This is a genomic window from Shewanella sp. MF05913, from assembly GCF_059758095.1.
The window spans coordinates 88,226-110,904 of the sequence record NZ_JCAYNT010000008.1 but is presented as its reverse complement, the minus strand read 5'-3'; the positions used below and the strand labels follow the sequence as shown (position 1 = coordinate 110,904).

18 protein-coding genes are annotated in these 22,679 nt (G+C 43.2%); 4 read left to right on the top strand and 14 right to left on the bottom strand.

What is annotated here, in order from left to right; all coding sequences use genetic code 11:
• Positions 1–176 precede the first annotated feature (176 nt).
• Positions 177–1,442 (top strand): MFS transporter, encoded by a 1,266-nt coding sequence (locus AC19MV_RS11670; RefSeq protein ID WP_498307712.1) that lies wholly within the window; start codon positions 177–179, stop codon positions 1,440–1,442.
• A gap of 78 nt (positions 1,443–1,520) precedes the next feature.
• Here the strand turns inward: AC19MV_RS11670 and AC19MV_RS11665 are convergent, their stop codons facing one another.
• From AC19MV_RS11665 to AC19MV_RS11645, 5 genes are all read right to left on the bottom strand, one after another.
• Complete coding sequence (locus tag AC19MV_RS11665) at positions 1,521–1,937, bottom strand: VOC family protein (protein WP_498307711.1); 417 nt, start codon at positions 1,935–1,937, stop codon at positions 1,521–1,523.
• A gap of 298 nt (positions 1,938–2,235) precedes the next feature.
• Positions 2,236–3,510 carry a peptidoglycan DD-metalloendopeptidase family protein gene (locus AC19MV_RS11660; RefSeq protein ID WP_498307709.1) on the bottom strand — a complete coding sequence of 425 codons (1,275 nt, stop codon included), beginning with the start codon at positions 3,508–3,510 and terminating at the stop codon, positions 2,236–2,238.
• Positions 3,511–3,837: 327 nt separating this feature from the next.
• Positions 3,838–7,530 carry an AAA family ATPase gene (locus tag AC19MV_RS11655; protein ID WP_498307707.1) on the bottom strand — a complete coding sequence of 1,231 codons (3,693 nt, stop codon included), beginning with the start codon at positions 7,528–7,530 and terminating at the stop codon, positions 3,838–3,840.
• The gene (sbcD, locus tag AC19MV_RS11650; protein ID WP_498307705.1) at positions 7,527–8,870 is read right to left on the bottom strand and encodes an exonuclease subunit SbcD; all 1,344 of its coding nucleotides are present in this window, start codon (positions 8,868–8,870) and stop codon (positions 7,527–7,529) included. Before sbcD ends, AC19MV_RS11655 begins: the two co-directional genes overlap by 4 nt.
• A 70-nt stretch (positions 8,871–8,940) precedes the next feature.
• Positions 8,941–9,702 carry a TSUP family transporter gene (locus AC19MV_RS11645; protein ID WP_432402698.1) on the bottom strand — a complete coding sequence of 254 codons (762 nt, stop codon included), beginning with the start codon at positions 9,700–9,702 and terminating at the stop codon, positions 8,941–8,943.
• Positions 9,703–9,895: 193 nt separating this feature from the next.
• On the opposite strand from AC19MV_RS11645, the gene AC19MV_RS11640 reads away from it, so the two are divergent.
• Positions 9,896–10,573 carry an SDR family NAD(P)-dependent oxidoreductase gene (locus AC19MV_RS11640; protein ID WP_498307704.1) on the top strand — a complete coding sequence of 226 codons (678 nt, stop codon included), beginning with the start codon at positions 9,896–9,898 and terminating at the stop codon, positions 10,571–10,573.
• 58 nt (positions 10,574–10,631) lie between these two features.
• On the opposite strand, the gene AC19MV_RS11635 is transcribed toward AC19MV_RS11640, so the two are convergent.
• A complete protein-coding gene (locus AC19MV_RS11635; protein WP_432402694.1) occupies positions 10,632–10,838 on the bottom strand; it encodes a hypothetical protein in 207 nt (68 codons plus the stop codon).
• 95 nt (positions 10,839–10,933) lie between these two features.
• On the opposite strand from AC19MV_RS11635, the gene AC19MV_RS11630 reads away from it, so the two are divergent.
• Positions 10,934–11,134 (top strand): hypothetical protein, encoded by a 201-nt coding sequence (locus AC19MV_RS11630; RefSeq protein WP_432385170.1) that lies wholly within the window; start codon positions 10,934–10,936, stop codon positions 11,132–11,134.
• 310 nt (positions 11,135–11,444) lie between these two features.
• On the opposite strand, the gene AC19MV_RS11625 is transcribed toward AC19MV_RS11630, so the two are convergent.
• From AC19MV_RS11625 to smc, 8 genes are all read right to left on the bottom strand, one after another.
• Positions 11,445–11,840, bottom strand: coding sequence for a ribonuclease E inhibitor RraB (locus tag AC19MV_RS11625; protein WP_498307703.1), 396 nt, complete (start codon positions 11,838–11,840; stop codon positions 11,445–11,447).
• An 11-nt stretch (positions 11,841–11,851) separates the two neighbouring features.
• Positions 11,852–12,085, bottom strand: a complete 234-nt coding sequence (locus tag AC19MV_RS11620) for an RNA-binding S4 domain-containing protein (protein WP_432402690.1) — start codon at positions 12,083–12,085, stop codon at positions 11,852–11,854.
• Between the two features lie 50 nt (positions 12,086–12,135).
• Positions 12,136–12,942 carry an NAD(P)H-binding protein gene (locus tag AC19MV_RS11615; RefSeq protein ID WP_498307701.1) on the bottom strand — a complete coding sequence of 269 codons (807 nt, stop codon included), beginning with the start codon at positions 12,940–12,942 and terminating at the stop codon, positions 12,136–12,138.
• A gap of 16 nt (positions 12,943–12,958) precedes the next feature.
• Positions 12,959–14,158 carry an HD-GYP domain-containing protein gene (locus AC19MV_RS11610; RefSeq protein ID WP_498307700.1) on the bottom strand — a complete coding sequence of 400 codons (1,200 nt, stop codon included), beginning with the start codon at positions 14,156–14,158 and terminating at the stop codon, positions 12,959–12,961.
• Positions 14,159–14,301: 143 nt separating this feature from the next.
• Positions 14,302–14,820, bottom strand: coding sequence for a DUF2919 domain-containing protein (locus tag AC19MV_RS11605; RefSeq protein WP_498307698.1), 519 nt, complete (start codon positions 14,818–14,820; stop codon positions 14,302–14,304).
• Positions 14,821–14,874: 54 nt separating this feature from the next.
• Positions 14,875–16,887: an NAD-dependent DNA ligase LigA gene (gene ligA / locus AC19MV_RS11600; RefSeq protein ID WP_498307697.1), complete on the bottom strand. Its 2,013-nt coding sequence runs from the start codon at positions 16,885–16,887 to the stop codon at positions 14,875–14,877.
• 140 nt (positions 16,888–17,027) lie between these two features.
• Positions 17,028–18,146 (bottom strand): cell division protein ZipA, encoded by a 1,119-nt coding sequence (gene zipA, locus AC19MV_RS11595; protein ID WP_498307696.1) that lies wholly within the window; start codon positions 18,144–18,146, stop codon positions 17,028–17,030.
• Positions 18,147–18,167: 21 nt separating this feature from the next.
• Complete coding sequence (smc, locus tag AC19MV_RS11590; protein ID WP_498307694.1) at positions 18,168–21,590, bottom strand: chromosome segregation protein SMC; 3,423 nt, start codon at positions 21,588–21,590, stop codon at positions 18,168–18,170.
• A gap of 160 nt (positions 21,591–21,750) precedes the next feature.
• On the opposite strand from smc, the gene cysZ reads away from it, so the two are divergent.
• Entirely contained in the window at positions 21,751–22,524 is a 774-nt protein-coding gene (gene cysZ, locus AC19MV_RS11585; RefSeq protein ID WP_432402675.1) for a sulfate transporter CysZ, read from the top strand.
• Positions 22,525–22,679: the final 155 nt, after the last annotated feature.

The following is a 22,679-nucleotide window of genomic DNA, read 5'->3' as shown; positions in this document are numbered from 1 at the left end:
CTCATCTAACAGTAGCAGTCGCTTATTAGTAAGCTAGTTATAGTCGAGTTGCACAACAATAGCATCAACATCGCAACATACAGGATTAAAATCCGCTTAGAAAAACCTGAATTTAATACTACAAATATTGGCTCACCGTATACCAGTGTATATGCCATAGCAGCCTTTGGAGTAACATGTTAAACGCGTTAATCCCAATTTCGGCCTTACTGATATCGAATGCCTTCCTATTACTGGGCCATGGTTTATTACTTACTTTACTGCCCATTGCAGCGAGTGAATTAGGGTTCAGCGACACGCAAGTGGCATTAACCGCTTCAGCTTACTTTCTAGGTTTTGTCTCAGGTTGCTTAGCAACACCGTTCATGCTGAAGCGAGTGGGCCATATACGTAGCTTTGCCGTGCTCGCAACATGCTACTCCGTGGTCATTTTAGTGTTCCCGCTATTACCAAATTTTTATAGCTGGCTGTTGTTACGATTCCTGATTGGAGTGGTCATTTCAGGCTTGTATATGATTATCGAAAGTTGGTTAAACGGTACATCTACAGCAAGTAATCGAGGTTCAATACTGTCTATTTACACCACATTAAATTTAGTCATGGTCATGTGCGGTCAGCAGCTATTTAACTTAGGTAGCGCCCGTGAATCAATGTTATTCGGTTTAGCGGCTATATTCATATCCATTGCGATAATCCCAGTATCATTGACTCGTTCATCTGCGCCCGCGGTCGTAAAACAAGTGACCTTAAGTATGGCCAAAGTGTGGAAACACTCTCATGTCGCGCTGATTGGCGCCGTGGTAGCAGGATTCGTTACAGGTGCATTTTGGGCTTTGGCCCCTATTTACGCTAAAGATAATGGTTTTGACAGTATTCAATTAGGCGCATTTTTGTCCGCTACCGTGCTTGGAGGGGCCTGCTTTCAAGTGCCATTAGGTAAATTATCTGACCGTTTTGATCGACGAAGTGTATTGATGTTTACCGCGCTAGCCGGTGCTTTTGTGTCATTATTATTTATCGGTCTTCCCTATGTTGTCAGTACCTTTGGCGGCTGGCCGGCAGCTATTTCGGCCTTTTTTTGGGGAGGAACCTGTATGACGTTATATGCAATATGCTTAGCTCACGCTAACGACAACGCGACCTCAGAAGACTTTGTTGAAATAAGCAGTGCCATGCTCATCACACTTGGCTTATCGTCTGCCATCGGGGCACCAATCGCATCACTTGCTATGGGGTTAATAGGTGCTCAAGGGTTATACGCCTTTACCAGCATATGCCTCGCCACCTTTTTTATCATCGTGTTATTGAGACGCCGTAGCCACACACTCTCTTCAACGCTCGAAACCAAAGAAAGCTTTCGCGCTGTGACAGATATGGCCAGCCCAACGGCTTATGAAATGGACCCAAGGACAGAAGCCGATACAAATAATGTTAGGCCATAAATGCAGCGGATAAACCCGCCATCTGAAATGACAATGGATGAGTAGCATTACAGGTTACAGGCAGCTATCAGTTGATACCTACCTTTTTGCCATTGGATGGTTGGGGTTTAGCTGAAGTAAATCCCATAAATTGCCGTATAAATCTTCAAACACCGCAACAGTACCGTAATCTTGTTCTTGCGGCTCACGCACAAAGTGAATACCAATCGATTTCATCCGCTTGTAATCGCGCCAAAAGTCATCGGTATTCAAAAAGATGAACACACGGCCGCCAGTTTGATTGCCAATAAAATCCTGTTGTTCTGGCTTTGAAGCCTTAGCCAGTAATATCGCAGTGCCATGTGAGTTTGGTGGCGCGACAACAACCCAGCGTTTATCTTGTTCCGGCTGATAAGTGTCTTCGATGAGCTCAAAATTTAATTTGTTTACATAAAAATCGATTGCGTCATCGTAATCTTTTACCACGAGGGCAATATGAACAATATTCTGTTTCATTGTGTTACCTAACGTTGCCCTTTAGGGACGAGTATTGAAATATTCACACTAGAACAGTTCTGCTATTGCGACAATGTTAGCCCACAAGGGTTACCGCTATATTTGGGGTCTGCTTTTGCTTTGCGCTTTGTTCTTTGTTCTTTGTGCACTAACATAAATCGCACTCTGGCTTTTGTCGATACCAATACCGAGCCGATGGCGGCAGTGTGACAAACAGTCATAAAAAATGCAGCATTTAGGCTGCATTTTTTATATTGTTTTCATCATGCCAATAAACAGCAGAGTTATTGAGGATTCATTAACCCAGGTCCATCATCATAGTGCGGCTACGCACTAGCGCCTGAAACTCTTGTAATTGCTTTTTAGGCAACACTTTTGCTTCTGCAATATTGGCTTTCATGGCATCAACTGGGCGACCATTTACAATGAACTCATAATGTAAATGTGGGCCAGTAGATGCGCCGGTATTACCCGATAATGCAATAACCTGTCCGCGAGTGACTCGTTGACCTTTTTTGACTAAAAACTTCGACAAATGCAGGTAGCGAGTACGTACCTTGTTGTCATGTTCAATCACAATGTAGTTACCGGCAAACGCATGCTTAGTGACCATAGTGACAACACCCTCACCTGGAGCCACGACTTTGGTGCCTATCGGTGTCGCAAAGTCAGTACCGTTATGAGGACGAATACGACCGGTAATGGGATGTTTACGTGTTGGATTAAAGCGCGAACTTAAGCGCACTTTGCGATCTAAAGGAATACGTTGGAATGCTGGAGCTAAGCTTTGGCCATTAATATCGTAAAAATTACCATCAATATTTTGAAACGCAGTAATGTCTCGACGGCCCGTATTGATGCGAATGCCTTCAATAGAAGTCATGCCTGTTGGCTCGCCTTCTACAAATTGATCATTAACCAATACAGAAAACGTGTCGCCAGCACGAAGCTCACGAGAAAAGTTTAACTTAGCTTTTAAAAGTGATTCAACTTTTTGAATTTCGCCGGCACTCAAGCCTGCATTTTTTGCAGAAACATAAAAAGAGCCGTTGATTTCACCACCGACAATACGATTTTGCCAAATGCCATCAATGTTGATGTCTTTTACTTCAAAGCTACCGTCTTCAAAACGGGTAAACACCACTTGATGTGCTGGATTAAAATACAATTCTAATTTTTCTAACTCGCCGTTGGCGTTATCCCAAAACTGGATGCGGTTACCGGGCAATAATGTATCTAACGCTAACACTTCTAAATCGGCTTCAAGCACTTTATACATGGTGCGTTGGTCGATACCGGCAAGCTGAAACAAATGACTTAAGGTGTCACCCGTTTCGATAACACGGTCTAGAATAGGGGTAACTTGATGAACAGCAACTGGGGATTGATCCTGGAGAGCGATGTGTGGCAATAACGAATCGATATCGATTGCCACTGGAATACGTTGTGATGAAAACTCTTGTTGGGTGGGCCATAACAATGCGGCTCCAACAACAAACACACTTGCAAGCAATAGCTTCTTGTGCAAGTTAGGTAAGTTCAACGAACTTACGTCGGGCCTTTGAAAGCCCATAATTTTACTCGTTAGCAATGTCTAATCCACCCTAAAAGATGACGCTTTATATTTTTTGTTTTTCTTTTACTGCAAATTGTTATTGCGAGGCAGAGATTAAACGGATTAATACTATGCCTACACGTCGTTTTTGTTATCAATATGACCCAATATTTGATACTACGGCGTCCGGTAAAACTGTTTAAAACACGGACTTTTGCACTCAAATTGCATATCAACGCTCTTTTATATCAAAAAAAAATCATATTACAAATATAAAATGATATTTATTTAATAATTTGTTTGAACTCGATTGCAGTTATCACGGGAGCTTGAAGCAGATCAAACTCAATTAACTGCATATTCATTCGGTAATTTGCTAATTCCAAGCCCATTCATTTTATTCACTTTTATCTGCACGCTGATCCGCTCTTTCATCGCTTCGATATGGCTAATTACACCAATCATTTTGCCTGATGCATTTAAGTTATCGAGTGCATCTAATGCGGTATCTAAGGTTTGGCTGTCCAACGTACCAAAGCCTTCATCTAAAAACAGTGAGTCAATGCTCGTTTTATGACTAACAAGGTCAGAAAGTGCTAACGCAAGGGCTAAGCTGACTAAAAAGCTTTCGCCGCCAGACAAGGTTCTGGTGTCACGCACAGCGTCGCCCTGCCAGGTGTCGAGCACTTGTAGCTCCAATGCATCGGATTCTTTACGCTCTAATAAATATCGACCCTGCAGCCTATCTAGTTGACGATTGGCTAAAGCAACCAAATGATCCAAAGTGAGGCCTTGAGCAAATTTGCGGAACTTATCGCCTTTTTGTGATCCAATTAACGAATGTAAGTAGGCTAAGTCATCGTAATCTTGTTGCATTTGAGCTTGTTCAATCAGCAGTTGTTGCTGCCCTGCTCGTTTATTTGCATCTTGTTCGAGCTCATGAGTTAAGCGCCACAGCGTTTGTTTATCTTGTTGCTGCTGTGCAGTTAATGTTTGATGTTGTAGCTCTGTGTCACTATAACGTTGGGCATTATATTGTTGCTGCTCACCAAGTTCCATGAGCTCGGTTTGACGCAGACTGGCTTGCTCAACTATTGTGCTTGCTTTAACAATGTCATTGTCGAGTTGTTGCTTAAGTTGTTGTAACCTTTGGCGCTCTTGTGGAGTGAGTCGTGCTTGTTTAAACGCCGCTTCATCGGCAAAAGGACTGTCTTGCAGTGCTGACTGCCACTGTTGCAGCAGGTGTTGGTAATCTGCAGTGGCTTCATTGGCCTGCGCCATAATGCTTTGCTGCTGTGCTTGTAAACTGGCAAGTTGTTTATCGGCAAGTTGTAATTGCTGTTCCACCGCCAATAAAGCCTGTTGGCGCAGTGCTAACTGATGCTGGCTGCGTGACTTTTCATCTTCTATCACTTTGTCAGCAAAAACGGCTTGGCGCTGTGTTTTAACATTATCCAGCTGAGTTTGCGCGTGAGACACCTGCTCTGTTATCGACGCCAACTGCGTTGTAACTTCTGTCATATGCTGTTGGCTTGCGGTGAGTTTTTCACCGGTGATGGTTAACTGCTGTTGATTATCAACCGCTTGCTGTTGCGCTTGTGTCCATGCATCAAGTTGTTGTTGTAACTGCGTTAACCACTTAGTGGCATCCGTAATATCCGGCGCTGTCAGCCCGCTGGCGTTAATTTGCAAGGCAACGGATTCAAGCGTGTCTGCTTGTTGCTGGTTAAGCGTATCAAGTTGTAGCTCGTGCTCTTGCAATGTTTGCTGCACATTATTGCGTTGTTGCTGCAACAAGCCTTGTTGGTTAACCCATTTGCTTAACGCTTGCTCTGCTTGCACACAAACTTGTTGATGTTGATGTAAGGTTTTTTGGCTTTGACTTAGCTGACTCAAGGTTAACGCGAGTTGCTGTTGCTTATGTTCAATCTCAGCGATATAAGTGGTTAATGCGTCTTTGTATTGTAAATCTAATTGCAGCGAGATGGATAACACTTGTGTTTGTTGCTGCCATTGCTCATGGGTTGCTTGTAATTGGGTTTGAGTCTGGCTTAGTTGTTGCTGTGAATGCTCAAGTCTAACGTGTAAAGCCGTTTGCTGGTTTTTAAGCTGCTCACCCTGTTGTTTAATTGCCTCTAATTCCGTTTGCAATTGCAGCGCTCGCTGCTCGGTTGCTGATACATTAAGCGTTTCATAACGCTCAACTAACGGATGCTCCGTTGAGCCACACAAAGCACAAGGCTCGCCGGCGATTAACTTGGCTCGCTCCAAGGTCAAACTGGCAATTTGTTGTTCTTGCTGCAACAGCATTTGCACGTCTTTGACCTGCTGACTTTTCTCACTCCACTGCGCCCTTACCCTTGTTAGCGCTTGCACTAATGCCTGTAGTTCTGTCTCACATTGCGTGGATTGTTGGGTTAGCGCTAGGCATTGCTGTTGTTGCTGCTCAAACTGGTTAAACAACTGGCTTAATTGATAGCGGCCAGTTTGCTGCTCCAGTAATAGTTGATACTCAGCATTAATCTGCGCCTCATCTTGACCCGCTAGCAAGGTGGTTAACGCATCTTGACTGGTTGCGTGTTGCGAAGTTGCTTGGGTTAGCGCTGCCTGAGCCTGACTTATTTGCGGAGTAAGCTCGGCTAAGGTTGCGTCTGTTTGGTTTATCGTGAGCCGTTGTTTGGCAACATGTTGAGTAATGTGTTCACGTTGCTGGTTTAATTGCAGTACCTGCTCATATTGACTCTGCCAAGCAGCGAACTTTTTAGCCACTTCCCCACCTTGTGGCAGGCTATCGAGCTGTTGTTGAATCTGTTGTTTAGTTACGGTCAGAGACTCTTGCTGCACCTGTAATTGTTGCTGCTGTTGAACCGCGTTTTGTTGCTGTTGCTCAGTATGCTGATGAGTTGAAACCACCTGCGACAATTGATAACTCAACTGTGCGATTTGTTGGTCTAACGGCTGCACTTGTTGATCAATTAACGTGAGTAAGGCTTGGTGCGCCTGAGTCACCTCGTCAAGCTGTTGCTGACTCGCGCTTTGCTGTTGTTTATGGCGGGTTAACACCGTCTCAGCTTGTTGCGTTTGTTGTGTCAGCGAAGTCATTTGCGCGGTTAAACTCACCACTTTGGCTTGGGCCGTTTGTTGTTGTTCAAACAAAGGCGATATATGCTGAGCAGGTTCGCTGTGCTCTAATTGAATAAGCTCAGCAAGATGACGTTGTTGTAGCAACAGTGCTTGCTGATGTTGCTCACTTGCCTGTGTGAACGCGTTTTTTGCTTGCGCACTGTTATCAGCCCAGCTTAAAAATGCACTTAATTGCGCTAGCTGCTGTTGCTGCGTGTCTAATGCCTGGTTAAGTTGTTGTATTTGCAGTTCCTGAGCGGCGCGCTGAGAGTCATCTAATAGCTCAACGCTGCCTAATTTGGCCTCTAACACTTTTAAGTTGGTTTTAGCCTCACTAAAATGTTGGTGCACTCGCGCCGAAATTAAACCATAAATTTCGGTGCCGGTCAGCTCTTCTAATAATTCGGCTCTGTCATTGGCATCTGCATTTAAAAACGCCGCAAATTGCCCTTGAGACAACATCATCGATTTAGTAAAACGCGCAAAATCAAGGCCAGTGATTTCTTCGACTAATTCGGTTTTACGTTTAATTTGGCTGGCGAGGATTTTACCGTCGCTTAATAATGCCAACTCAACTTGTGCATCTTGCAAATTACCGTCGGCTTTATCACGCGAGCGACGTTGGCTCCAAAAAGCGCGATAAGCCACGCCTTTGACTTCAAACTCGACTTCAGCTAAACATTCTGCTGTGCCCCGTGTCATCAACTCATTAGTGGTTTTAGAGATATTATTTAATCTTGGTGTACGATGATAAAGCGCTAAACAAATGGCATCTAAAATGGTGGTTTTACCCGAGCCTGTTGGGCCAGTAATCGCAAACAAGCCATTTTCGGCAAAAGGTGATTGAGTGAAATCAATTTTCCACTCATTTTTCAGTGAATTAATGTTTTTAAAGCGAAGGCTTAAAATCTTCATGCTTGTTCACCTTCTTGCGCATCATCTATTGTGTTCGCGGTCATGTGTGGTTTGTGAGTAGATTCTTGCATTACATGGCTTGCAGAGGTTTCAGGACGATTACGTTCTGATTCAACCTCGGCGACCACTTGATTAAAGCAATTGTGAATCCGGCTAAGCTGCGCTTGTTGAGCTTCACTATCAAATTGCTCTTGAGCTAATCTGCGGGCAAACACCTGGCTGACACTAAGCTCAGATAAGGTTTCATTATCAAGTTGTTTAATATGTTGCTGACGTTGACTGCGGGCACGTTTTAACTGCAATACCTCAACGGCTTTATCTTGAGTGAGTTCGGCAATGCGCGATTGCAGATCAGATAAGTAGTCTTGCTGCGATATCTCAATACTTAACCAGGTCGTTTGCTCGCCTGTAAGCTTGTCATCAAACAATGATAACTGCTGCTCAATACTAGCCAAATCGCCTTTTAGCACTTGCATAGCTTGAAACATTGGCACCATTAATGGCGTAACGGTGCTGAGTTTGGCATCAGTAAACTCAACGAGAAAAACAGATTTATTGCCTTGATGTTGACTCGATAATTCATCAAAACTTAATGGAATAGGTGAACCGCTATAACGAATATGTTCAGACTTAGCCACCACTTGAGGGCGATGAATGTGGCCCAGGGCAATATAATCAGCTGGCGGAAAATGCGAGGCGTTAAAAGCATCTAAACTGCCGATATAGATATCACGTACCGACTCAGATGTGCTGGCACCGACTGTGGTTAAGTGGCCAGTTGCCACTATTGCCACCGGTGTTGCTAACGTTGCATTTAATGCACAGGCTTGCTCAAAACACTGCTGATATAAATCACTAATGGCGTCACCCAGTTTGCGCTGCTTGTCTATAGACGACTCTCCTGACTCACTCAGCACCATGTCGCGCGGTCGTAAAAAAGGCAGTCCACACAAGATAGCGCCCACTTCACCTTGACGGTTTTTAAGTGGAATAACATGCTCACTTATACTGTCAAATGCCCCGGGGATAACGGTGGTGTTGAGGCAGGCTAACAGGTGTCTTGACTCATTGAGGGTTGACACTGAATCATGATTTCCGCCCAAAATAATCAGTTGGCAACCGGTTTGTTGAATTTGCACAATAAATTGATTGTAGAGCGCACGGGCATAGCTAGGCGGTGTGCCAGTATCGAAAATATCACCCGCAATAATCAACGCATCAACCTGATGCTGCTCAATTTGACTTAGGAGCCAGTGCATAAATGCTTGATGCTCTGCAGCGCGGCTTTTGCCGTAAAAATATTGGCCTAGGTGCCAATCAGATGTGTGAATAATGCGCATGACATCCCTTTAATTTGAAGTACTGCTTAATGCTAAATAGATTGACGTTTTACCGCTTACAACAGTGCATTTACATATATTGTGACCACAACAATTTGATGCTCATGCCCAATGACATAATCACCACCAGCGGCTTAATAATTTTAACACCTTTGGTGACCACTAAACGTGAGCCCAGTGTTGCGCCAATAGATTGCCCTACCAGCATAATTAGCCCTAAAACGATAACGACTTGACCACCAATTAAAAAGAAAATTAATGAAGCAATGTTGGTAGCAAAGTTTAGTAATTTGGCGTGAGCCGTTGCTTTAGCAAGTCCAAAACCGGCAAGAGACACAAATGCTAAGGCAAAAAAGCTACCGGTACCTGGGCCAAAAAAACCATCATAAAGGCCAACACCTAGCGCAGCAGTAAAAGCAAACATAGTAGGCGTAAACACTTGCTGGCGATCATCCTCACTGATCTTTTTAGAAAACAAAAAGTAACAGCCAATCGCTAAGATTAAAAATGGCAGCACTAACTCAAGAAGCTTTGCATCAATCATTTGCACAAAGATAGTACCGATAGCTGCACCAACAAAAGCACACACCAACGATAACTTAATGCTGCTTAAATCAACCATGCCTTTGCGGACAAAGTACAAACTAGCAAAAAAGCTGCCACCACAGGCTTGGAGTTTATTGGTGCCTAACGCAGCGGCAGGAGGTAACCCGGCCCACATTAAGGCAGGTATAGTGAGTAACCCACCGCCACCAGCTATTGAATCAATAAAACCCGCAATTAAAGCAACAGCAAATAAAATAAGCGCAAGTTGGAGCGTGAGTTCAAACATGGAAATTCTCGTTATTAGCGACAAATGTACTGTCTGTATGACAATAAGCAAGGCAGTATTAGACAATCTTTAACGTCAAAATACAAAGCGTTCTGGTAATTTATTCTCGTTGGCTTAACTCACGCCATGATTGCGGTTTAGCACTGCATTGGTATAGTGACCAGCTTAGTGAATATTTGCCATAAGGTTTATTATGATTGTTATTACTGGCGCCAGCAGTGGCCTAGGTGCAGCCCTGACTCAACAATATGCAGCAGATGAATGCTCACTGCTCATTAGCGGTCGCAGCGAACAAAAGCTGGCTGCGGTAACCGCTAAACTTACGCCTGCTCAGCAAGCCAATGTGGTAACCCAAGTCGCAGACTTATGCATAGCAGAAGATGTGCATCATTTATTTTCGCAATTGTCAGCACCACCAACAACGGTAATCCATTGCGCGGGTAGTGGTTACTTTGGCCCAATTGAGCAACAAAGCCCGCAAGCAATTGAACAGCTCATTAGCAACAACCTGACCTCAAGCATTTTGGTATTACGCGAACTCGTCAGTCGTTATCGTGAACATAAGGTTAATGTGGTTGTGGTAATGTCGACGGCAGCACAATCGGGCAAAGCCAATGAGTCAACGTACTGCGCTGTAAAATGGGCAGTAAAAGGTTTAGTTGAATCATTGAGATTAGAGTTAAAATCAAGCCCAATGAAGTTGATTGCGGTTTATCCTGGCGGAATGGCAACCGACTTTTGGTCAACAAGCGGTAAGGACATCGACACATCAAGTTTTATGACGGCCGATGAGGCAGCACAAATGCTAAAAAATGCTTTAGTCGCAACTCAGCACGGCTATGTATCTGATTTAACCATTAACCGTGGTTAACTTGCGTCAATATTAGCGCAACATCCTTACGGATTTGCCACTCACGAGTGCGCGAGGTTTATTCTTTAGGCAACATTGGCTTTGTTGACCAATACCAGCAATATATCCAACCTGCTGGCGCAAAAATAACATTGAGCAAAATGGCATAAAAGCCAATTAACGGTAAGTTTGTCGTTTTGCCCTTGGCAAATCTCAAGGTAAAAAATACCATGATAACGGTGATAACAAATATAATTTGGCCAATTTTTGTGGCATTAACATCCATGGTATCCCCTTAATTTTATCCCTGTATCATCAAGATTATTATCGTTAAAGTAAGCAAATGATACGTTTAGCACTCATTTATAACAGGCTACTACAATGTATAAAAAAGTCATCTTAATATTAGTCCCATTGAGTATTATGCTGTGCTTATCAGCATGCGCAGAATTAAAACAAACGGGCAAAGAAATAGGTCACACGACAAAAAAAGTCACCACCGCCATTGGGCACGGCACACGCGATACAGTGAAAGCCATTGGCCGAGAAACCAAAGAAGTCGTTGAAGAAATCAAAGAATAGCTTGTTATACCAATTCCATTAAGTATGTGATCTAAATTTTACGCCTAAAAAACAATTCAGTTCTAGGCGTAAATTGATGTAAATGGTTGTTCCATTTGCGAAATTTACAACAAAGAAATGGGTTGTTTTAGCAAGTAAAATAGATCAGCTATTTATTGGAGTTGGTATTAACCCATTTCCATTAATCCATCAGTTGGTTAGTCGATTGCTGAGTTGACAGGTTAAAAATAAAAAAGCCGTTAATGCTGGGCATTAACGGCTTTTTTATTCAATGAGGGATAACTCAATGAATAGCTAAAACGCGGTTATATTAGTGGTGGCAATGCTCACTGCATTCGTGATCATCATCTTCATCATCAGCAAACTCGTCGTCGCCATGTTGATGTTGCATAACGCCCCAACCGTCTGAAACACCATCAAACTCTTGTGCAAAAGTATTCAATTCGGTTTCTTTGGCAACAAGTGCTTCATATTCTGGCACCATGTGAAGGCATACAATCACTTCCCACTTGGTGCTTTCTTCGTCGAAATTAAGCTCTAGCTCACCGTTCATGTCGGTTTTGCTTAACGCTTCGATAGCCGATTCAGCATCACGTTGATCGTCAAATACCAAAAAGAAATCAACTTCGAGTGATTGAGTTAAATCAATACCGGCTTCAGCCATAGCCGCCAGCATTTGGCCGTTGTCATCATCTGGGAATTGCATGTATTTGTCCTTTATTGAGCAGCAACAATTTCAATGTTTGCACCGTTAAACGAAATAATATCGCCAACAACGCATTTTTTACGTTTACGCGTATCAACGTCACCGTTAACGGTCACTTGTCCTTCAGTAATGACGTGCTTAGCATCGCCGCCGCCATTGACTAGGCCTTGTACTTTTAATACTTTGTACAGTTCTACGAATTCATCACCTGGAAGTAATGCAAACGCTTGAGTTTGAGTCGTCACAATAATTGCCTTTTATTCAAAATATGCCGGCTATTATAGCCTATGCTTGTTTAGCAAGCATCAAGCATTTTGAGTGGATTGGGTTGACGATACACATAACCTAAATTACGACAAATTAACTGGCCATCAATCACTTTACTCGGTTGTGATTGTTGATTAAATTCTGGCGCAGTTAACCCAAGATGCTTTGCCGCTGCAACATAAAACTCACCACGAGTAGGATGAATTGGCGCCGCTAGATTATAAATTGGTAATGTATCCTGTGTTGATAAAATTAAGCTAACGGCAGCGATACAATCCTCAAGATGCACTAAATTAACCGCGACATTCGCACCACTGACATCTGATTTACCGGCAAAGAAACGTCCTGGGTGACGCTTAGGACCAATCAAGCCAGAGAATCGAACAATACAACTGTTAGCCATTGAAGCAAACATCGACTCGGCTTGTAATAACGTCTCACTCATGCCATTAAATGCACTGGCATCATCTTCGTTCGCTGTTTGGTCAAGCGAGGGATAGACACCCGTAGTGCTAATAAATATCACCTTTTGATACTGCCTCGTACCCATTAGCGATTTAAGCTCGGTTAAATAAGCAATGTAGTCAGATTCTCCACGGCGTAGCCCAGGAGGAATATTTATCACAATGGCGTCGGCATCAAACAATGATGAAGCTTTAGCATCAAGGGTGACATTGGCTAAATCTAGCTGATAACCTTCAATACCCATTTGCGGTAATGAAACTAAATCATCAACATGACGTTTTGAGGCTTTAACCTGAAAACCTTGGTTTATGAGGTGCTTTGCCAAAGGAAGCCCAAACCATCCACATCCAATAAGGGTTATTGTATTCATTGAGCCTCGAGCAGTTTTAGTGATTAAAATGATTAAAATAAAAGCTAATTGAATTATTGGCCTGGAGTGTTTTAATTGCACCTTCCGATAACTCTTCTAACTTAATGACTTCTTTAACCTGCACATCTTCGTTAATTAAAAATCGAAAACTGGCCTCGCCGCCAGTGATATCACAAGACCATACATGCGGTTGTTTAACGTCAGCGGTGGTCATCATGACTTTAGCGATGCTGTCATCGGTTAAGCGCACTATGGTACCTGGCGGATAAATGCCTAATATTTTGACCAATACCGAAATGAGTTTATCACTGTGCTTACTACTGTGATTTTTAAATAAAATCCCCAGTGCTATTTGTGGCGTGTGGTATTTGGACAATAACGTTTCGTAATCGTTGGCCAATGACACGACTTGGGTAGTGATTAACAATTTGACTTCATTTAAACCATCGGGATAGCCGCTGCCATCAATAAACTCATGATGATGCAAAACAATATCGAGCATCGCATCTGGAAACAACCCGCTTCGTTTTAACATTTCAAAACCAAAGTTCGGGTGTTTTTTGAGAAAGTTAGCTTCAACATCCGTTAATTCACCGCGCTTACGCCTAATGTCTTCTGGCACTTTAAGCTTACCGATGTCGTGAAATAAACTGCCTAATGCAATGTCGCGCACTTCGGCTTTTGACAGCTCCAGAGTATGGGCAATCATCATGGCCAATACTGCCACTGAAATGCCATGTTGCGTGACACTCATGTCTTTTTCACCACTACCAACTAAGGTTAAGTGCGGGGTTTCACTCTCGTACAAATGTTCAACTAAGTCTTCAACTAAGGTTGCCGCTTCACGATAAGTGCCTTCAGGATCGCTCACCACTTTTCCAAACACTGTACGACTGTCATTGACCGATTTAACAAAACGTTGTTGGCTAATTCGCATACTTTTTTTAGCCAGCGGGCGGTAATCCACTTCTTGAACGGGTTCTTCTTGCGGTTGCTCTATTTCGATAGGGGTTTCAATGACAGGCAATAAATCATGGCCAGCAATCACATAAACAAAATCAACATCGAGACCTTTAATCATCTCAATTTGTACTTGTTGTTCTAATTTCACTTTACTGCGGAAAAATGGATGGCTGGTCCACGACAAAGGCAGCTTAACGGTTAAACCAATAACCATTTGAGAAACAGGTATTTGTGTTAATTCTGCTTTAGCCAAAGTCGTGTTCCTTTCACATTCGCCAAGTCGGGCCTGAGTAATAATGTCATTATTACACTAACATTGTCGTTATCTATGTCGTTTATATCTCATATTTGGGTCCTGACATTACATATAACTCCGTCATTTCACTGCTAAATCGCTTACAACGACGTGTTTGTATCAGTGTCGGTTTTCGATGCATGAGCCACATTGTTATCTTCTAAGGTCCAATCTGCAAAGTAATAATGCAACCGCTTTGATTTTAGTACATAAATCACAGACCAAAATAAAAAAAGTGCATCAAGCGAGTAACCCACTTTAAATAAGTAATCGTCATGGACTATCCGTTGCATTAAAAATACCGCATCTAAAATGAGTAAAGCCCATAACAACCAAATACTTCGGCTAAATAAGGGCCTTAACATTACCCAGCTGCGTTTTCGCTCTGCTATCACTAATCCATAGAGTAATACTGCACCCACTCCAGCAATTAATGCCAGAATAAAATCGCTTTTTTCTGGGTAAAACAAACGCACTAAACCTGAACGGTCATTAAATTGAGTCAGTGAAGCAATAAAGATACACCAACCACGCGCTAAAAAGACCAAAATCAAATATAAAAATAATGGCGGCTTAATGTGTCCGCGCTCATCGAGCCAGGTAATATGACTAAAATTCACAATAATCTCTTATCGGCAGCCAAAGACATCAATACAGTGATCATCTTGAGTAAATTAATTGCTTGCATTGAGTAAGTCTAATAACCCTTGCTCATCGATCACTTTAACTCCTAACTCTTGCGCTTTAGCCAATTTTGAACCCGCGGCTTCACCTGCAACTACGCAATCGGTATTTTTAGACACACTGCCTGCCACTTTGGCTCCCAAAGCTTGTAGCTGTGCTTTAGCATCATTACGGTTAAGTTGCGTCAAAGTGCCCGTTAACACCCACGTTTGGCCTTTAAGGCTTAATTGTGATTCATCTGCTTTCTCTATCGCTGGCCAGGTAATGCCCGCGGCAAGTAATTGTTCAATGACTTCGATATTGTGCGGTTGTGCAAAAAACTGGCTAATGTGTTTTGCCACAATATCACCGACATCGCTCACTTCCAGTAGCTGTTCAACATTGGCGCTGCGGATACGTTCAAAGTCGGCAAAATGTTGAGCTAAGTTCGCCGCGGTGGCTTCACCAACCTCACGAATGCCCAAACTGTATAAAAATCTCGCCAACGTGGTAGCTTTGGCTTCTTTAATGGCGGCAACAATGTTAGTGGCCGACTTCATGGCCATTCGGTCAAGCATAGTGATAGCCGATGCAGTGAGCGAAAATAAGTCAGCGGGGGTTTTAACGAGCTCTTTATCAATCAGTTGCTCAACAATCTTATCGCCCATACCATCAATATTAAGCGCTTTACGCGAAGCAAAATGTTTAATCGCTTCTTTGCGCTGCGCTTCACAGAATAAGCCGCCACTGCAACGCGCAACCGCTTCTCCTTCTAAACGTTCAACAATGCTTTGGCACACCGGGCAATGCAGCGGAAATACAATCTCTTTGGCATCTTCAGGACGTTGTTCTAACACAATCGCGACAATTTGTGGGATAACGTCGCCTGCACGGCGAATAATGACTGTGTCGCCAATTTTGACCCCAAGACGGGCAATTTCATCTGCATTGTGTAATGTTGCGTTTGACACGGTTACGCCACCGACAAACACCGGTTTTAACCGTGCAACCGGTGTCACAGCGCCAGTTCTGCCAACTTGAAAATCAACTGATTCAAGTAAGGTCATTTCTTCTTGTGCAGGGAATTTATAGGCAATGGCCCAACGTGGTGCTTTAGCAACAAAACCTAAAGACAACTGCTTAGTAATGTCATTAACCTTTATCACGACGCCATCGATTTCATAGTCAAGCTGACTGCGACGAGTCATAATATCTTGATAATAAGCAAAGACTTTTTCAACACTGTCACAAACTTTCACTTCTGAGCTCATCGGTAAGCCCCACTGCTTGAGTTGGGTTAACTGGCCAAAGTGAGTCATTTGCATTTGTTGCGATTCACCTTCAACAACCCCAAGCGCATAGGCGTAAAACCCCAAGGCGCGTGACGCGGTGATTTTGCTGTCTAATTGGCGCAAACTGCCTGCTGCGGCATTACGCGGATTAACAAAGACTTTATCACCTTTGCTCATTTGGCGTTGGTTGAGTGCCTCAAATGCGGCTTTAGGCATAAACACTTCGCCGCGCACCTCGACTAATTCAGGAAAACCTTCGCCGCGTAGTTTTAATGGGATAGAACGAATAGTACGTACGTTTTCAGTAATATCTTCGCCAACTGAACCATCGCCACGTGTTGCGGCACGTTCAAGCATGCCGTTTCGGTAGGTAATCGATACCGCTAAGCCATCTAGTTTAGGTTCGCAAACATAGTCAACCTGGTCGACTTTATCGGTAATGCGTTTATTGAAAGCGTCAAAATCGCTTTGCTCAAAGGCATTATCTAAACTGAGCATGGGTTTTAAATGAGTAATTTGAGCAAACTTTTGCAATGCTACACCGCCCACTCGTTGGCTAGGCGAATCTGGCAAAGTCAATTGCGGATATTCACGTTCAAGCGCGATCAAACGTTGCATTAATCTGTCGTATTCAGCGTCAGGGATCGAGGGGGCATCATCAACATAATAGCGAATATTGTGCTGATTGATGGTCTGAGTCAGTTGATCCATTTCGGTTTGAATTGCGTGCATTTGAGTATCCGTCGTCATACAAGTTGAACGTAAAGTCGTTTTATCACATAGCGTGAGATGTTATGCCAATAAAGGGGTAAAACAATTAAGGCCGCTGCTGCGGCCTTAAAGCGGTGTTAACACAACAAATTCCGCCTTATTTATGCGGCGTTAACACGTCTGATATAGTCTTTTTTAATGGCATCTGACCAGGGTTGACGTTGGCCATCGAGTAACTCAGCGCCTAGGTCATCAGCAATTTGATAGGCCGAGTTAAGCATAATGGTAAAGTTCATCATTGGGTCGCCAAAAGCGGGTAATGTCATAAATAACACCACACCTTGGGTGACAAATTGCTCCATGTTGTCTGGGTCAAATATGCCAGGTTTTAACATATTGGCTAATGAAAATAACACCTTGCCAGTCCCTGCATTATCAATATGACGATGGAAGATATCCATATCGCCAAACTTAAAGTTAAGTGACAACAAACTAGGCAATAATTCTGCGCCATGAATTTGCTCACCCGGCTTTGCCACAATGTGCAGCACTAATACGTCGGTAGGTTCAATAGCCTCATCGGTTACCGTGGCTTTGGGCTCAGCTTTTACCTGTACAGCTTCAGTAGGCTTAGCCTCAACGCGAGGTGACTGCGTTACGGGTTCAGCTGTTGCGTTAACGGCTGATTGACTTGGCGTTTGTACTCGAGGCTTAACAGGCTCTGCGTGAACAGGTGCAGATTTCACTGGTTCTGTTTTTGCTGGCAAGGGTTTACCGGTATAACTTTCTAATTTTGCCGTGCTGGTTGAGGTATTAAAAATCTTTTTCGGTAAACTCATGGCTGAGTTCACGCTTTGGGCCACGCTAGACGGTGTAGGTGTAGGTGTTGGTGTTGGTGCATCATTTTCAACATTTAGCGTTGGCTGAACAGGTTGTGTCACTGCGACGGGCTCTGGTTGGCGTAAAGAATCCTGTAACGGTGTGTTACTTTGAGTCATCTGGGGTGAGTTAAGCGGTTTTTGGCTTAAATTTGTTTTCAGAATAGGCTTATTCACCGTTGCTTCAACTTCGTCAGCATTGCGTACGCGCACTTTGCCAATACCATCCGCATCGAAACCTTCAGTGTCACGACGTTGAGCTTGGTTTTTATAAAATCCGGCCATCGGACTTTGCTTCATTGATTTAGGTTGTTGTTTTCTAATTGACCAAAAACCATGCACTAACACCGCAATAATTGCGATCGCGCCTAATACAAACAACACCAGTTGTAGATCTTTCATTAGTATCCCTGTCTTTCTAATTTATACCGCATCGGCTAAGGCAACTGCGGCTTCAATGTCCACTGCGACTATCCTTGAAACGCCCGGTTCATGCATAGTAACGCCAATGAGTTGATCAGCCATTTCCATCGTTATTTTATTGTGACTGATATAAATAAATTGCACGCTTTGTGACATTTCTTGCAATAAACGACAAAAACGTTCGACGTTAGCGTCATCCAAAGGTGCATCAACTTCATCTAACATACAAAAAGGTGCTGGATTTAGTCTAAAAATAGCAAAGACTAATGATAAAGCGGTTAACGCTTTTTCTCCACCACTAAGTAAATGTATGGTGCTATTCTTTTTACCCGGTGGTTGGGCCATGATAGTGACCCCCGTTTCGAGTAAGTCATCATCGGTGAGCGCCAAATACGCTTTACCACCACCAAACACTTTAGGAAATAATTGCCCTAAATCGTGATTTACCGCTTCAAATGTTGCTTTAAAGCGGGTTTTCGTTTCTTTGTCGATTTTTCTGATTGCATCTTCCAGCGTAGACAATCCTTTATTTAAATCATCATCTTGACTGTCTAAATAGTCTTTACGTTCACGCTGGGTTTCAAATTCTTCAATTGCCGCAAGGTTAATAGCGCCTAAACGAACAACTTTTTGTTTAACCTTTTCTAGCTGTTCTGCCCACACGTTTGCACTCGCATGTTCGGGCATATCGGCAATCACCTGCTGCAACTGAATTTGTTGCTCTTGCAGCAATTGTAGCTGTGCATTGGCCTGCCCTTTTAAACCCTCACGACGTAACTTTAACGCGCTTATCTTTTGAGTCAAGTCCTGTAACACTACAAGCTGTTGTTTTTGCATCAATACTGAGCTATCTACACTGGTTTGCAACTCGGCTTGCTGAGCACGATTTTGTTGCAATTGTCGCTGCAGGGCTTGCTGTTGCTCAAGTGCGTCAGTCAATTGAGCGGATAATTGTGCTAATTGATGCTCACCACGCTGATGTTGATTGTCTTGCAACATTTGTTGTAACTGAGCGTACTGATTTGATAATTCGGTCTGTTTTTCAGTTTGTTGTTGTAATTGTTGCAAGCTAAGCGCTTGTTGAGTGGCATGTTGTTGTCGCTGAGCTTGTTGCTGTGTTAATTGACTTAGGGCTTCTGCACGCTTGCTTTTCGTTTCTCTCAGCTTTGCCTGGCTGTTTTGCCATGCATATTGCGCGACTTCATGTTGATTAATGGCAGTCGACAACGCATCTTCTTGAGTGAAAACTTGCGCTTCGTAAGCTTCTATTTGCATTTGTTTATCACGACAGACTTGCTCAAGCTTGGTAAGCGTATCATGGCACTTTTGTTGTTTTTGTTGTTTATAGCTGAGTTGCTGTTGCACACTGGCCACTGTCGATTGCAGCTTTGTTTGGCTAATTTGCAATTGATGACAGTGTTGTTGTATCTGACTTAATTGTATTTGCTGCTCAGCGGCTTGTTGGGTCTGTTCACTTAACGCTTGCTGCGCTGATGTCAACTGTGAGTCTAACGTTAACAATTGTTTGCTTAACACTGCACGCTCTTGGCTAAGTACGATGGCAGATTGCCCTGCTTGGGTGTGATTTAATACAAAACCGTGGCCCACGAGGTAACCTTCTTGAGTGGCAATGTACTGATTATCATTAATTTGTGGCAGTAGTTGCGTTGCTTCATCAAGATTTTGTGCCCAAATGACCGACGACAGCCACGGCGCTAAATTAGCCTTTGTCGTAAAGGCATCATTGTTCAGGGTGGTTTGTTGAGCAAAGCCAATCAATGCTTGGCTAGGCGCTTCATCTGCGGATAAAACCGGTAATTGGCTTAATCCCTGCAATACCATATCAACGGCTTTTTCCCAGCCAGGTTTTACTTGTATCACTTGCCACAATTGGTGGCCTGACGATTGTGTGTGTCCGGCAAGCAATTCATCAATAAGCTGTAAACGAGCTTGGCGATGAGCCATGGTTTGCTTAAGCGTTTGGTAAGTATCTCTTTGTAGCTCTAGTGCATGTTGCGCGGCGCTAAGTTGCTGCTCACCTTGTTGTTGCAGGGCAAATGTTTCAGCTAACTGCGTATCAACAAGACTTAGTTGTGTTTGGGTATCACTTAATTGCGAGTGACTTTCTTGTTGCTCTAGCGCAGCTAACTCTTGAGTTAGTTGCGCTTTTTGGCTTTCGTCTTGCTGCAAGCTTTGTTGCTGGTGCGCTAAGCTTGATTGCGATAAGGCCAATTGCATTTTATTCGCAGCAAGAGTTTCAGCATATTGTGTGAGCTGTAATTGCTGATCATCACAAGCCTCTTCTACCACAGATAATTGTTCATCAATTAATTCAAGCGCAACTTGAGCTTGCTCGCAATGCGGAGTTAAGGCATCGGCTTGTGCAACTAACTGTTGGTAGTTGTCGTTCAAACTCGCAATAGCCAACTCACCTGCGGCTAATTGTTGTTGCAAAGCCGTGATTTGCTGTTGCAGCTGCGAGTCTTGCTGTTGCTGATGCTTAAGCTGTTGCTCGAGCTTAGTAATGTTATTGCCGGTTAAATAGTATTGCTCAACTAATTTATGCTCAGCATCGCTTAACTCAGCCAATTGCTGTTTAAGTTGCATAACACTGGTGTCACTCTGTTGGGCGGTACTTTGCTGCTGTTCAGATTGACTCTCTAACCCGCTTAATTCCGCTTCAAGTTTATCGGTTTGAGCGAGTTGCTCTTGATAACGAATAACCAGTAATTGGCTGTGCAGTTGACGTTCGCTATTTTTAAGTTCGCGGTATTGTAATGCGGCTTTGGCTTGTTGTGATAACTTGTCGAGTTGTGCGCCTAATTCAACTCTAATGTCATTTAAACGCGCTAAGTTTTCACGCGTATGACGAATGCGATTTTCGGTTTCTCGGCGGCGTTCTTTATAACGTGAGATACCGGCTGCTTCTTCGATAAACACCCGCAGCTCTTGCGGTTTAGATTCGATTAAACGGGAAATCGTTCCCTGTTCAATAATCGCATAGCTTCGCGGCCCAAGCCCGGTGCCCATAAATAAATCAGTAATGTCTTTACGGCGACACTTTTGACCGTTTAAAAAGTAAGTTGACTCGCTGTCGCGATTGACTTGACGTTTAATTGATATTTCTTGATAACTCGCATATTGCCCAGCTAAACGCCCTTGAGTGTTTTCAAAAACTAATTCAACTCCGGCTACAGAAATAGGCTTGCGTGAAGATGAGCCGTTGAAAATAACATCGGTCATCGAATCGCCACGAAGATTTTTAGCGCTACTTTCTCCCAGCACCCAACGCACAGCATCAATCACGTTGGATTTGCCGCAGCCATTTGGGCCAATAATTGCTGATAACGCGTTATCAAAAGGGATTTTAGTTGGGTCTACAAACGACTTAAATCCAGCAAGTTTTATTTGTTTTAATCTCATGTTGCCAGTTCAGGTACGCATTAAAAGGAAAAAGCAGCTCACTTTAGCAATTGAGCCGCATTTTGTAACGATTTTTATCCTTTTGAAACAGTTTATCGCTTGTTTTATTGTCTTTGCCTAGTCAAAATCAATGTCATGAGTCACAAAATAGGCGAGTTACATGGTAAACAACACTCAGACCGTTAAAAAGAGCGGTGTAAATTATTTTATGCAAGGCTTTCAATTAATTAAACAGCCAGGGTTACGCTCATTTGTGTTTATCCCGCTGATGATCAATTTAGTGCTTTTTGCTGGAGCGATGTATCTTGCTGTTGGCCAACTGACACAACTTTTTGACTGGATGGATGGCCAATTACCCGATTACCTGAGTTGGTTGCATTTCTTTTTATGGCCCTTGGCAGTGCTGACTATGTTAGTGGTGATGTCGTTTATATTCAGTTCGGTAATGAACTGGTTAGCCGCCCCTTTTAATGGCTTACTCGCTGAAAAAGTGGAACAACATCTTACCGGCAAAAACTTAAACACTGGCACGTCTATCGACATGGTTAAAGACTTACCGCGTGTGCTCGGACGGGAATGGACAAAGCTTAAGTACTATCTACCCAGAGCATTGCTATTTTTGGTGTTATTTTGGGTTCCCGTGATCGGCCAAACTGCAGCGCCAATTTTATGGTTTTTATTTACCGCCTGGATGATGGCGATTCAATATTGTGATTACCCATTTGATAACCATAAAGTCAGCTTTGATGACATGAAGTTTGCCCTTAAAAACACCAAAGGTTCGAGCTATAGTTTTGGCGCATCGGTCACTTTGTTTTCAATGATCCCGATTGTGAACTTTATTGTGATGCCTGTGGCCATTTGTGGTGCAACCTCAATGTGGGTAGACAAATATCGCGAAGCCTATAAAAACCCAATGATTGCACCAGACTAGTGTGTTAATCGCTGCGTTTTAGCCGGTTTGATGCAATGTTCCACAATGAGCCCGTTCTGTTGAACGGGCTTTTTTATGCCTGCCCAACATTCTGTAACAATTCATTGATATTTTTATTACATGTCAGACCTACCCTGAACCCACTTTTTTGCGAC

What these genes read in the sequence shown, in the direction of transcription:
- AC19MV_RS11670 (WP_498307712.1), top strand. Translation starts at nt 177, where the DNA reads ATGTTAAACGCGTTAATCCCAATTTCGGCCTTACTGATATCGAATGCC.
- AC19MV_RS11665 (WP_498307711.1), bottom strand. Translation starts at nt 1,937, where the DNA reads ATGAAACAGAATATTGTTCATATTGCCCTCGTGGTAAAAGATTACGAT.
- AC19MV_RS11660 (WP_498307709.1), bottom strand. Translation starts at nt 3,510, where the DNA reads ATGGGCTTTCAAAGGCCCGACGTAAGTTCGTTGAACTTACCTAACTTG.
- AC19MV_RS11655 (WP_498307707.1), bottom strand. Translation starts at nt 7,530, where the DNA reads ATGAAGATTTTAAGCCTTCGCTTTAAAAACATTAATTCACTGAAAAAT.
- sbcD (WP_498307705.1), bottom strand. Translation starts at nt 8,870, where the DNA reads ATGCGCATTATTCACACATCTGATTGGCACCTAGGCCAATATTTTTAC.
- AC19MV_RS11645 (WP_432402698.1), bottom strand. Translation starts at nt 9,702, where the DNA reads ATGTTTGAACTCACGCTCCAACTTGCGCTTATTTTATTTGCTGTTGCT.
- AC19MV_RS11640 (WP_498307704.1), top strand. Translation starts at nt 9,896, where the DNA reads ATGATTGTTATTACTGGCGCCAGCAGTGGCCTAGGTGCAGCCCTGACT.
- AC19MV_RS11635 (WP_432402694.1), bottom strand. Translation starts at nt 10,838, where the DNA reads ATGGATGTTAATGCCACAAAAATTGGCCAAATTATATTTGTTATCACC.
- AC19MV_RS11630 (WP_432385170.1), top strand. Translation starts at nt 10,934, where the DNA reads ATGTATAAAAAAGTCATCTTAATATTAGTCCCATTGAGTATTATGCTG.
- AC19MV_RS11625 (WP_498307703.1), bottom strand. Translation starts at nt 11,840, where the DNA reads ATGCAATTCCCAGATGATGACAACGGCCAAATGCTGGCGGCTATGGCT.
- AC19MV_RS11615 (WP_498307701.1), bottom strand. Translation starts at nt 12,942, where the DNA reads ATGAATACAATAACCCTTATTGGATGTGGATGGTTTGGGCTTCCTTTG.
- ligA (WP_498307697.1), bottom strand. Translation starts at nt 16,887, where the DNA reads ATGCACGCAATTCAAACCGAAATGGATCAACTGACTCAGACCATCAAT.
- zipA (WP_498307696.1), bottom strand. Translation starts at nt 18,146, where the DNA reads ATGAAAGATCTACAACTGGTGTTGTTTGTATTAGGCGCGATCGCAATT.
- smc (WP_498307694.1), bottom strand. Translation starts at nt 21,590, where the DNA reads ATGAGATTAAAACAAATAAAACTTGCTGGATTTAAGTCGTTTGTAGAC.
- cysZ (WP_432402675.1), top strand. Translation starts at nt 21,751, where the DNA reads ATGGTAAACAACACTCAGACCGTTAAAAAGAGCGGTGTAAATTATTTT.